The organism is Rhodohalobacter sulfatireducens (assembly GCF_022012475.1).
GTDB classification, from domain to species: domain Bacteria; phylum Bacteroidota; class Rhodothermia; order Balneolales; family Balneolaceae; genus Rhodohalobacter; species Rhodohalobacter sulfatireducens.
The window spans coordinates 37,980-50,466 of sequence record NZ_JAKLWS010000011.1; the positions used below are offsets into that span (position 1 = coordinate 37,980).

Genomic DNA, 12,487 nt, shown 5'->3' on the forward strand with positions numbered 1-12,487 from the left:
TCTCAAATGATTTAGAAATAGGTATAAAGCCCTACCGCGCGGTTTTTAATGCGTACCATTGAATCTTCATTATTCGATATGTTTGGAGGCCAGCCGACCGTTTTATTTGCATCCAGTAAAACAGGTTCTTTTTTATATATCACATAGTCGAATTTACCATAATCGAACTGTAACTTCTCTCTTAAGGAAAGAATATCTGGATGTGGGTCAACAGTTCTCTCTATGTCGGTAACTGTGTGGTCCTTAACAATTGGATGTTCACCTTTGAGGCGTGCACAGCTCATCTGATCACCGAGGAAAAATAGAGTATGAACACAATACAGTTCATCTTCCATTTCCGGTAAAAATTTTTGTATTACTAAACCAGGGTGGTGAAAATAGATGCGGGGGACCTCACTCAGATGATCATATACTTTATAGTCGAGAGCGGTTCTAATTGCAAGAGGTGACTTCTCATTGTTGAAACGATGAATAGCCTTTAGAACTTTGTCATGAATTTTGCCGACAATACCACCACGAGTGCGTTCAGGAATGCCGGCGCAGTTGTGGTCCGATTTAACAATGACCGGGCCATCCCAGTTGTCCTTTTTATTTAGCAGATGAGTACCGTAGGTGGATTTTCGAATATCTTTAATATTCCCATTAATCACTATTGGATATTTTTCAGCAAATTCAAGATACTTGTCCGGAACAATGGAAAGATCAACATGCATGAATAAAAGATCAGCCGGTACAAATCGATCTGTTCCAAAAAGGAAGATCACTTTATGACCATCTTCGCGCCAATATTCTGCAAGCAGAGATATTAGATGCTTTATTTTTTCGGAAATGTGTGTACGTTGTCAGTACAAATTCAAAATAAAGTGATATAAACTATGTCTGTTAAAAGTAAAAGCTTAAATATGAGGATCTCAGAATCCGATAAACAAACCTTACATAGAGCTGCAAGTATTTTGGGGGTTAACTTAACTTCTTTTGTATTGCAGTCAGCCATGAAAAAAGCTCAGGAAACTTTAGATCATGAAAAGCGGATTGAACTTACCAAGCGTGATATGAAAAGGTTACTTGAAATAATGGATTCTACAGAACCGGATGAGAATCTGTCTGAGGCATTTGCTCATTACAACGCGAAGATCAGTTAGATGGCAGACATCAGATTTGAGAGGCTTACAAGGGGGCATAATAGAAAAAAATTTGATTGCGGAGAGGAACATTTAAATACATACATACAAAGATTTACTCGTCAGAATGCGGAAAAAGACGTAAGTAAAACGTATGTATTAACCAATGATGAACAAGACATATTAGGTTTTTATTCAATAAGTACGGCGAGTTTGGAGTACGATGCATTCCCGGAAAATGATGGGTTGCCGAAATATTCAATTCCAAGCGCATTAATAGGTCGATTAGCAGTTAATCAAAACCATCAAGGAAATGGTTATGGAAAATTATTGCTGATTGACGCTCTAAAAAGAATAGTAGAGATATCGGAGGAGGTTGGTATACATTGTATTACAGTAGATGCAAAAGATGATAATGCTAGGAAATTTTACGAAAATTTTGTTTTCGAAGAGTTATTGGTTGAAACAAATCATCTTTACATCTCTATAGAAAAGGTGAGAAATTCAATGTTTTAGTTTCTTACTTAACAGGGGTTATCGATCATTTACAAGGGGTTTTTGGATTAGCGGCTCATACAGCAAGAGAAGTAAAAGCATCTGCTAATTATTTTGATCTGTCATTATGAAGAATAATGGTTTGAAGTTTATCCAAATTTTGGGTTTTGGACATCATTGATCATCCCCCATTACCCCCTGAACACTGGATAAAAAGTTCAAATTTGAAGAAAGGATATGGATTATACATTGGTACCTCGTGGCTCTGCCACGGGGTAGTTCATTTTTAGAGGAATCATCATGATGGCTTACAACCCAATTCATCATACCGTTTTCTAACTTTCTGTACATCTTCCCAAGTAGGGCGCTTCCACTGGGGATTTCTAAGCAGAGCAGCGGGGTGATATGTGACCGTCAACTCAGCTCCGCGGAAAGGGTAAAACTGTCCTCGTAAGTTTCGAAGTGAATCCTCTTTTTTAAGAAGTGTAGTTCCTGATACTTTGCCTACACACAATATAATTTTGGGATCGATCAGGTCTATCTGCCGCATCAGGTAGGGCAGGCTTCGAAGTCGTTCATCCGGGTTAGGATTTCGGTTGCCCGGCGGACGGTGTTTCAAAATATTGGCGATATATACATCCTCCCTGTCAAAGTCGATCGCCTTTAAAATCTTATTTAACAACTGGCCGGCTTTTCCAACAAAAGGTTCACCTTGACGATCCTCTTCTTGTCCCGGCGCTTCACCTATAATCATTAAGTCTGCATTTGGATTCCCAACACCAAAAACCAGGTTCGTATTTTCGAGGTCGGTTTTAAGTTCTTTGGCACTTTTGCATAGATCCCGAAGTTCTTTTAAGGAGCTGCAAGCCTCCAATTTTTCTTCCAAAGATGTTGGTTCTTCAGAGACTTTTGTGGAGTATCCCTCTGCTTCTTCCTCTACTATTGGTTTGCTCTCCGTTTTTACCTCTTCGTGATTGATTTCATCAGCTTCAGTGATTGTAAAAGCCCCATAGACTTCTTTCTCATATTCAAGAAACCTGAGAATATCTTCGTAGAGTTGTTCTTTTTTATCGCTCATTGGAATCCATTTTATAAGAAGGTAATTGGTGGCTGGAATGGAATCAAGTGCTTTGACCCATCCCCTCAGTCCCCTTGCCTATTCCGTAAAATAACGAAACAAGGAAGGGGAGGTAAAAGTCCCTCCTTGTTTTTACGGTCATTTGCGGAAAAATGGGGAGAGATTTAGGGTGGGTCCGAAAAGAGGTGATCAAATGATGAGGCATAAGCCATAGTCATCCCCCTGAATCAACGATGTTGTTTCTTTCCCCCTTCGAAACGGGAGTTTTTGTAAATCAAGGCAAGCTTTCCTGTTCTAGTCGTCTCAACCGCTCAAAGTATTGTTCAATAAGCCGCTGGTATTTTTCAGAAAAGCGAGTAAAATTTGGATCCTGCATTCGGGCACGGATCTCCTGTTGCAGTTCCTCAAGTGTGATATCGGGCGGCAGGATACGTTCAAATTCAGAAGCACTGGTGCCTTCGCGCTGATCCTCCTCACCGCGTTGCTGCATCGCATCTTCTGCACTCAACATTCGGGAAAGAATATTTTGTTGTCGTTCAATCATCAGCGGATCTGTCACGCCACCCCGCATATCATTGATGGAATCCTCCATATCCTCCATCATTCTTTGGAGCTCACTCAGCATTCTGTCCCCCTGTTGGAGAGCTCCGCTTCGCTGTAGCTCTTCAAGCTGCTTGCGAATCTCATTTTGCTGCCTTGCCATCTGGTTTAACCGTTCCGACTGTTCACGGTTCAATCGATCTCCCTGGACGTCATTAATCATCTGCTGCAGTTGTTGGTTGAGCTGCTGCTGATTTCCGGACATATCTTGTAACTGCTGAACCATCTGCTGCATGGTCATACCACCACTTCCGGCTCCACCACCTCCCTGTTGATTCATCAACTGGTCGAGGAGGGATGCAACCATCGAGGTCAAATCGTTTATACCGCCCAATGCTTCCCGCGAAGCTACCGTTGAACCGCGTTGACTCCGCTCCACCATTTCATCCATCGTACGGTTAAGCTTTCGTTCAACATCCTCTTTTTTTCGATTAATTTGATTGGGAATCCCTGGAATCTCAGATGAAACCTCAAAAAGTGTATCGGCAACAGCAGTAAACTGATCATTTACGTTTTGTTGAACTCTTGCAAGCTCAATGTACCCCTGGCTTCGGCTGCGTGTGTCGGTAACTGTTTGTGCCAAATACTCTTCCATGTTTGACAATTCAAGCAGTGTATAGAGTGATCGCTGAAGGGCAAGAATGTTAACCTGCAGCTGCTGTCCGCTCATTTGCTGAATGGATGATCGGAATTTGTCTGCCTCTTTTTGAAGCGTTTGACTAATCTGCTGCTGTTGCTGCTGCATCTGCTCGTTTGGAGAATTTTGCCCCTCCTGCATCTCACTTTCGCTTTTGTCCTGTAATTGATCCATCTCCTGCCGAGTAGAATCCAGTTGTTGTTGCGAACTTTTCTTTAATTCTTCCAGTCGTTCTCTTGCGTTTTCAGGGGGATTGCTGTCCAGGTTTTCAAGCTGTTCCTCAACAGAATCCATATCCTGTTTTACAGTTTCCATTTCGTTTGAAAGCTGCTCGAGAGAGCTATCCTCTTTCGGCTGCATACGTTCCGCCATATCTTCATATTGGCGAGCCAGTTTGTCCAGGTCGCTGTTCATTTTAAGTCGTTTGAACAGCTCAACAGTTCGCTTTAAACGCTCCTGGTACAGATTTTCATTGAACGAAACGTTTTCAAGTGCCTGCTCCAGATCCTGTGGCGAGAGGTTTTCTAAAGCCTGCTGTAATTCTTCCATCGCTTCTTGAAGGGCCGGGTCATCCAGTTCTTCCATCAACTGTTGAAGTTCCCGGTAAGCCTGTTGAGTCTCCTGGGATACTCGATTGCTTTGCTCCATTTCGCTGCGAAGTTGCCGGAATTTTTCATTCAGGTTCTTAACAGTTTCATCAATCTGTTGCTGACGCTCCTGAACCTCTTCCAGCATCTGTTGTTCTTCAAATCCACCCTGCGGGTTTTGACGGAGTTTGTCCAAGAACTCCTGGTATTGGTTCTCCATATCATCAAACTGCTCGGATACCTCATCTAATTCACTTTGAACGTCTTGTTCCTGCTCATCCAATTCATCAAAATATTCGGTGAGTGAGGGAATCTGCACAATCACTTCAGATGACTCACTCATCTTAGCACCAGAAATTTGGTCATTATCCCACACTCGAATACTGAATGCCAGTTGATCGCGTGGCTTTAGGTCAAATTGTTCAAGATCCCATTGAAAGCGCGTAACTCTTCCGTTTGTTGGTTTGTTGAGCCGGATTGATCCTGTTTGAGGTTCTTCTGTAAATGCCTGTTGATGGCTCCAGGTCAGGTCTGCTCGCGACAAGCCAAAATCATCCGTTGCCTGGAATATAATTTCTAATTCAGTCGGGTCGGTTTTCATCACCGTCCCGGTTGGTTCCTGGATTACGATGACGGGATATTGGTCTTCCTGAACATTCAAAATGGTTCGGAACGGATTCCTGTTTTTTAGCCCCTCCTCATCCGTCATTGCAAAGATAAGCGTATCCGTTTCTTCCGGGTTGATAGATACCTCAAATTGGCTTTCAACCGAACCCGAGTGCTGCATTTCAAGAGTATCACTCAGAGTAATCATTTCTACAAATTGCACGGGTTTGTTGGTAGTACCCGTGAAGCTAAGTTCAGAGCCCGGATATAAACTAATCTCTGAGAATGGGTATTCATTTTCGGAAACCGGTAACCCGGTGTAGGGGGGAGGTGTGACCGATGCTGTTAACTGATCAAAACGAGGTTGAAGTTGTACATCAATTCTGTAATCCTGACTTACAAAATCGTCCATCACTAATCGATAGGTTACATCATTCGTCAACTCTATTCCGGACGATTGAAATACACCATTTTCTGTTTGCTGCATCTGCCTCTGCCGATAGTTTTCTTCAACATCTGTTTTAAACTCAAGGACGGATTCACTTGGGAGATAACCATCCTCAAACCGGATGGAAACAGTTGCTTCAGATCCGTGTTCGATCGTTGTATCAGCAGGAGAGATTGTAAATGAAAAGGGGTTTGGCTGCTCGTAACTGTTCCAAAAATGGAGAGTACGTAAACTTTCAGAAGGCAGAGAAAATGCCACAATAAGTGCAAATACAGTGGCCAATCCCGAAGCCATTAAACTAAGTTGTGACAGTTTATGAACCCTGGACCGATTGATGAATTCCTTTAAGTTTTTTCTGAGACCCCCCAATTCTACATGTTTCAAATTGGCAGATATTGCAGCGGCATAAAACCTTGATCTCTTCTGTTTATCATCAAGGTACAGGTCAATTGCGCTATGCACTTCATCTTGTCCGTAGGAAGCAAAAAAATCTTCAATAAACGACTTAAAAGAATCAGTACGAACGGTTTTGGATAGATGATAGACCGCAAAGGATGAGCCGGCTATCAAAACAAATAACAGGATCGATTTTACCATTGCAGAGAGATAGAAACTGCTCTCTATAAGAACTACGAGAAACAAAGCAGCTAAAAGAATGGCTGTAAACGTAGCAACTTGGGCAGTGCGCTTTTTTCCCGTTATTTTTTGGTGAAAAGACCGCAGAAGAGATACTATCTCACGCGCTTTCGATTCTGTCTTTTTTTGGTTGTGCATAGTTGCACTTTTTAGTCTGGGTTATATTAAAATACAGGTCACTAACGGATAAAATGCCAATTTATGAGAGATCAGCAAGTGATAAAGAATCTTTTAATAAAAATTTCCCGTTTTCCTTCTGAACAGTAACGATTTCATGCTCAGCATCGTGCTCAAGAAAGAGATACCAATTTTTTTCAACCGCCTCATTTAAGAACGTCTCTTTTTCCGTGAGCGTTTGCAGCGGTTTCATATCATAGCCCATGACCCAAGGCAGGGGGATATGAGCGAACGTGGGAATAAGGTCAGCTGCATAAACGATTTTTTTATCTTCATTTGTAAAGACAGGTAACTGCTGGCCTTCAGTGTGACCATTCATTGGAAGAGTTGTAAAACCAGGCTCAAATTCGTGGTGATCATCGAGAAGGTTTAGACGCCCGCTGTTTTTGATGGGATCAATATTCTCTGAGAAGAAACTTGCCTTTTCCCGTTTGTTCGGATTTGTAGCGGTCTTCCAGTGTTGTTTGTTGACGTGATAGGTTGAGTTTGGAAAAACCTCTTTTATCTCACCATTCTTATCATATTTGGTTGTACCGCCGCAATGATCAAAATGGAGGTGAGTAAACACCATATCTGTAATATCCCGGGGTTCAATCCCACATTTTTTTAGTGATGATTGCAGATCACTGTGTTCATAATCAAGGCCGTAAATAGAAGCCATTTTTTCGTTAAACTTGTCTCCGCTTCCATTGTCAACAAGGTAGATTTTCCCGGTGTTTTTTGATTTGATAAGCAGGCATCTCATGCCCATAGGAATTCGGTTTTTTTCATCCGCAGGAATCTGCTTATTCCAAAGCGTTTTAGGAACGACTCCAAACATGGCTCCGCCATCTAACTTAAAGCGTCCGGCTTCTAGGCTATAAAGTTCAAAATTTCCAAAAAAAGTGGGTTCTGTATCTGGCATAACTTTTAAAATTGATTCGTATCCCTAAAGAAAATACAAAAACTATGTTCAGAATTTGATTTTAGATTTAAAACAAAAAAAGCCGGCTTCATATGAAACCGGCTCTCTTCTAAGTTTAGAAAATAGTATCTAAAACGAGGGTACAGGATCTATTCTGTACAAGGTATCTAAAAGTGTGATACCTATTAAAAGCATAAAAAACAGAGCCGACATGATTAATATCATGGTGTTAAACTTACTATCCCAAAATAGATTCATAAAAAATGCGGCTACAACAGTGGCTTTCACAACGGCAATTGCTATAGCAACAACCACATTCCATGGCTCAGGTATTTGAATCCAGGTTACAGCCACAGTTAGCACCGTTAAGATGAAAAGAGCGATTCCAACGCCCCATAAAAATTTTGCTGAAGATATGTGATGTTCGTGTGCAGACATAGTCAGTTAGAATTTTCAGTCGTTAGTCGATTAAGTAAAGAAGAGGGAAAAGGAATATCCAGATGATATCCACAAGGTGCCAGTACAGGCCTGTAATCTCAACGGGAGTATAGTAACCGCTGTGAAAAGCTCCTTTTTTGGCTTTAAAAACCAGCCAAATCATCAAGCCTATTCCAATCAGAACGTGAAGGCCATGAACACCAGTCATCATATAGTAGATGCTGAAAAAGATATTAGCTTTTTCATGTGCAATTCCTTCAAATGTGTAGTACTCGCCGGGATATATTCCAAGATGGAATTTGTGTGTGTACTCAAAGTACTTAATCACCATAAACACAAATGCCAGTGCGATCGTGATGTACAGGTTATAAATAAGCCCTTTAATCTGGTTTAATTGAGCCGAGCGAATAGCCATGGCTACAGTTAATGAGCTTCCAATCAGTACACCTGTGTTTATAGCCCCCCAAAACGTATTCAGTTCAGTTGATGCCTGGATATAGAGTTCGGGGTACCAAGATCGATAGACAATATATGCCGCAAAAAGCCCTCCAAAAAAGAGGATCTCGGTTGCAAGAAAGATCCACATTCCAAGTTTAGCAGATTCGAACTGTTGATCCGAATCTATAAAATGGTGTTGGAGATGATCTAAACGTTTTTCGATTGTTGCTGAAGTTCCGGACATAATGTTTTTGAATTTTACGCTTTTTCTTTTTCGGTTTCAGCTACGTCCATACCCTCTTCTTCGTGGTGGCCGTGGCCATTATGTGGTGTTGCAATTCCAAGTTGAAACTCCGACATCGGTTTGTGATAGTCATAAGGACCGTTAATTATAACCGGAGTATGCTTAAAGTTATGCAGATCCGGTGGAGATGATGTTTGCCACTCAAGAGCACGACTTCCCCACGGATTTGAGGATGCTTTTTCACCTCGAAGAAGTGAGTGCAGAAGATAGGCCGCGATGATCACGAAACCAACCCCCATTATATATGCACCAATCGTAGAGAATTGGTGGAATGCTTGAAACTGATCGATGTAGTTGTAATATCTTCTGGGCATTCCCTGGGATCCCATAATAAACTGGGGAAGGAACGTCATATTAAATCCAACAAAAATAATACCGGCAGCAATTTTACCCCAGAACTCACTGTACATCTTTCCAAACATTTTAGGCCACCAGTAGTGGAGTCCACCGAGGAATGCCATTACCATTCCACCCATCATAACATAGTGGAAGTGGGCAACCACGTAGTAAGTATCGTGGAGATGAACATCTACAGAGAGTGCTCCCAGCATAATTCCTGTAAATCCACCAATGGTAAAGAGAAACAGGAAGACCAAAATGTAAACCATTGGGGTTTTCAGATCGATCGAACCTTTGTACATGGTGGCAAGCCAGTTAAATATTTTGATACCGGTTGGAATACCCACCAGGAATGTGAGGAATGAAAACACCATATTGGCCAGAGAAGATTGACCGGCTGTGAACATGTGGTGTCCCCAAACCAAGAAACCGATAAAAGCAATTGCTAATGAAGAAAGTGCAATTGCCCAGTATCCAAAAATTACTTTTTTCGAGAATGTTGAGATAATTTCTGAGACAATTCCGAAACCGGGTACAATCATAATGTAAACGGCTGGGTGTGAATAGAACCAGAAAAAATGCTGGTAAAGAACAGGGTCTCCTCCAAGTGCGGGATCAAATATTCCAATACTCAAAACTCTTTCCATCGTGAGGAGAAGAAGTGTGATTGCAAGAACGGGGGTTGCAAGAATCTGGATCAAGCTTGTTGCATACAATCCCCAGAGGTTAAGAGGTAACTTATTCCAGGTTATACCGGGAGAACGTAACTTGTGAATGGTTACAATAAAGTTAAGCCCGGTTAAAATGGATGAAAACCCGAGTATGAAGACTCCAAGTGTCATCATCGCTACGCTTCCACCCGTTGTTGAACTGTATGGCGTGTAAAAGGTCCATCCGGTGTCGATACCGCCTGTAAAAATTGCAGTGATCGTGAACAAAGCGCCAATTACATAAATGTAGAAACTGGCGAGGTTTAAGCGGGGGAAGGCAACATCCTTGGCGCCTAATTGTAGAGGTAAGACAAAGTTACCCAAAGCTGCAGGCACGGACGGAATCAAAAAGAAGAAAATCATGATTGCGCCATGCAGGGTAAATACCTGGTTGTAGACATCGGCGGTCATGAAGTTTCTTGCAGGCGTTAGTAGTTCTGTTCTCAACAAGAGTGCTAAGACTCCGCCAACTAGGAAAAAGAAAGCTACAGACATGAGGTACATCAAGCCAATCTTCTTATGATCAACCGTTGTAAGCCATGCCCAGAGTCCTTTTTCCTGGTTTAAATAGTGTTTCTCAGGATACTCTTCCGGCTTGAACCGTTTAACCTGAATTTTTCTGGTTGGTGTTTCTTCTGTCGTAGCCATTTGCTGCTTCTTAATCTAAGGTTTTGATATACTCAATTATTGCGTTTATCTGGTTATCATCCAGAGTTCCGGCATAGGAAGGCATAACAGGTTGAAAGCCTTCATGAATTTTTGCCTGGGGTTCTAATATACTTTCGCGAATGTAGTTTTCATCAACTGATACTGTTTCTCCGCTTTCAAGCGGGGCTTCAGATCCAAACAATCCCTGGAAGGAGGGGCCTTGCAAGACTGATCCGTCAACTGAGTGACAGGTTGTGCAAGCATTTCGGGTTGTCAGCTGTTCTCCAAGTTCAACAGGTGTGAGGTTCTCATCAGCTGATCCAGCTGTTTCAAGCCAGGATTGAAAATCTTCCTGTGTATGAACGATGGTTGTGGCCATCATATTGGAATGAGCGTTACCGCAGTATTCAGTACAGAAAACAACCGATTCACCGGGATCCGTAGCCTCAAACCATAAAGATGTATATCGATTAGGGAGAACATCCTTTTTAACTCTGAAATCGGGGATATAGAAAGAGTGTATTACATCTGTTGAACTCATCACCAATTTCACAGGCCTGTCTTCAGGAACATGAAGTTCACCAACACTGACATATCCATTGGGATAATGAAATTCCCATAACCAACTTTTTCCTACAACTCGAATTTCGTAAGAGTCGTTGGGGGGAGTGGCTTTGTTCATGTAGCCTGTAAAACCCCATCCGAATACAATAATTACCAAAATAAGCGGGATAACCGACCAGGTTATTTCAAGTTTATTATTATGGGTGATTACAGGTGTTACATCATTTTCAGAACGTCGCCTGTATTTCCATGAAAAATATATGATGGCAAAAGTAATCCCGATCAGGAAGATGAGACTAGTAACATTAATAAAGTTGAATAGTGCGTCCGTTTGTCCAGCCAGAGTACTTTTGGCAGGGGGGAGCATAAAATCGCTAAGGCTATTCATCGATCAATTTCAATTTTTGGTGGTTGGGTAGAATTTCGTTCTCGCTTCCAGAAAACGCCAAGAAATATACCCAGAATAATCACGGTAGCCAAGCCACCGAGCTTCATTATGTTGAGTGCAACAGGTACATAACTTTGAGAATCCGGATCGTACGAAAAACAGTATAAAACGACCTTGTCAACAGCAGAACCGATTTTTCCGTCGGCTGCTTCGTAGAGTGCATTTCGTAAATTAAATTCACTGAATGTTGCACCGTAGAGATACCTTACTACTTCGGCCTGTGGGCTGAGAAGCATGATACTTGCAAGATGGTAATACTGATCATTCGATTCGTCGTACTTATAGCGAAAGCCGATCGCTTCCGTTAGTTTATCAATAGACTCTTGTGATCCCGTTAAAAAATGCCAACCTTCGCCTGCGCCGGGTCTGTCCAAATCGCTTAAGTATTTGTTTTTGGATTCAGCTGCAATTGCCGGCGTTTCTCCGGGATCAATACTAAATGAAATAATTGTGTAGTCTTTACCGGGTGTCCATTGGAGTTCATCAACTACTTTAAAAACAGCATCGAGTACAACTCCACAGAGTATCGGACACTCATAATAAAGTGGATTTAGTAAAACAGGTTTTCCCTTTTCAATAAGGTCGCCAATACGAACGGTTTCACCCTCGGAGTTAACAAACCGTAAATCTTGAGGAATTTTATCTCCAAGATTTTCGTCAACACCAATCTCATTGAGAATGGCGGGTTTACCCTGATTTAATTGCGCATGTGAACTATCAAAAAGAAAAAACACTGAAATGAACGTCAGTATGCTCAGTGCCAGGTGTTTCATCTTTGATGTAAAACTCTATTCATTTGCAATGTCTGTAATTGCGCTGTCTATGGGAATTCTGTAAATACCGGCTTCGGCATCAACAACACCAAACGAGTTTAATGTTTCTTGGTCGCTTTGTTGAATCTCTTCGATGTTGTAAAATCTACTCTGTTCGGATTGAAGTTGAGTAGACGAAGACGTTGTATAATCATGAATAAATATGATTGACTGTATGAAAATTAAAATTACTGCTATTCCAAAAACAGTCCAGAATACTAATCTCTTGTAATTGAGATTGTCGAAATTAGCTCCATAGGAGACAGAAGCAATGAAGTTTTCGGAAGCATCCAAAGAAACTTCCTCCTCCTTCTCTTTAACGGGTTTAACACCTGTTTCGCGTATCCAGTTCCTAATTTCTTCTTCAGAGATGTTATGCTTTTCCGAAAGTTCTTTTATGGCATCATCACCACCAGATACAGCTTTTAGAGCAATGCTGTTCTTCTCTTCATCGGTAAATTGTTTTTGCTTCTTACTCATACGGGTAAAATTTACAA

Annotated in this window: 12 protein-coding genes; 2 read left to right on the forward strand and 10 right to left on the reverse strand. The window is 41.6% G+C overall.

Annotated elements, in window-relative coordinates:
• Nucleotides 1-11: 11 nt before the first annotated feature.
• A complete protein-coding gene (locus L6773_RS10280; protein ID WP_237854083.1) occupies nt 12-764 on the reverse strand; it encodes a hypothetical protein in 753 nt (250 codons plus the stop codon).
• A 111-nt stretch (nt 765-875) separates the two neighbouring features.
• Here L6773_RS10280 and L6773_RS10285 point away from each other — a divergent pair, with 111 nt between their 5' ends.
• A complete protein-coding gene (locus L6773_RS10285; RefSeq protein ID WP_237854085.1) occupies nt 876-1,142 on the forward strand; it encodes a type II toxin-antitoxin system TacA family antitoxin in 267 nt (88 codons plus the stop codon).
• On the forward strand, nt 1,143-1,637 hold the full coding sequence (locus tag L6773_RS10290; protein WP_237854087.1) for a GNAT family N-acetyltransferase: 495 nt from the start codon (nt 1,143-1,145) through the stop codon (nt 1,635-1,637).
• A gap of 277 nt (nt 1,638-1,914) precedes the next feature.
• Here the strand turns inward: L6773_RS10290 and L6773_RS10295 are convergent, their stop codons facing one another.
• The 9 genes from L6773_RS10295 to L6773_RS10335 form a co-directional block, all read right to left on the reverse strand.
• Nucleotides 1,915-2,694 (reverse strand): uracil-DNA glycosylase, encoded by a 780-nt coding sequence (locus tag L6773_RS10295; RefSeq protein WP_237854089.1) that lies wholly within the window; start codon nt 2,692-2,694, stop codon nt 1,915-1,917.
• Between the two features lie 274 nt (nt 2,695-2,968).
• On the reverse strand, nt 2,969-6,346 hold the full coding sequence (locus tag L6773_RS10300; RefSeq protein WP_237854091.1) for a coiled-coil domain-containing protein: 3,378 nt from the start codon (nt 6,344-6,346) through the stop codon (nt 2,969-2,971).
• Nucleotides 6,347-6,407: 61 nt separating this feature from the next.
• Nucleotides 6,408-7,289, reverse strand: a complete 882-nt coding sequence (locus L6773_RS10305) for an MBL fold metallo-hydrolase (protein ID WP_237854093.1) — start codon at nt 7,287-7,289, stop codon at nt 6,408-6,410.
• A gap of 129 nt (nt 7,290-7,418) precedes the next feature.
• Entirely contained in the window at nt 7,419-7,727 is a 309-nt protein-coding gene (locus L6773_RS10310; protein WP_237854095.1) for a cytochrome C oxidase subunit IV family protein, read from the reverse strand.
• Nucleotides 7,728-7,749: 22 nt separating this feature from the next.
• Nucleotides 7,750-8,409 (reverse strand): cytochrome c oxidase subunit 3 family protein, encoded by a 660-nt coding sequence (locus L6773_RS10315; protein WP_237854097.1) that lies wholly within the window; start codon nt 8,407-8,409, stop codon nt 7,750-7,752.
• 14 nt (nt 8,410-8,423) lie between these two features.
• Nucleotides 8,424-10,166 (reverse strand): cytochrome c oxidase subunit I, encoded by a 1,743-nt coding sequence (gene ctaD, locus L6773_RS10320; RefSeq protein WP_237854099.1) that lies wholly within the window; start codon nt 10,164-10,166, stop codon nt 8,424-8,426.
• A 10-nt stretch (nt 10,167-10,176) separates the two neighbouring features.
• Nucleotides 10,177-11,118, reverse strand: coding sequence for a cytochrome c oxidase subunit II (coxB, locus tag L6773_RS10325; RefSeq protein WP_237854101.1), 942 nt, complete (start codon nt 11,116-11,118; stop codon nt 10,177-10,179).
• Nucleotides 11,115-11,951, reverse strand: a complete 837-nt coding sequence (locus L6773_RS10330; protein ID WP_237854103.1) for an SCO family protein — start codon at nt 11,949-11,951, stop codon at nt 11,115-11,117. The genes coxB and L6773_RS10330 overlap by 4 nt, the downstream gene beginning before the upstream one ends.
• A gap of 15 nt (nt 11,952-11,966) precedes the next feature.
• Nucleotides 11,967-12,470: a transposase gene (locus tag L6773_RS10335; protein ID WP_237854105.1), complete on the reverse strand. Its 504-nt coding sequence runs from the start codon at nt 12,468-12,470 to the stop codon at nt 11,967-11,969.
• Nucleotides 12,471-12,487 lie beyond the last annotated feature (17 nt).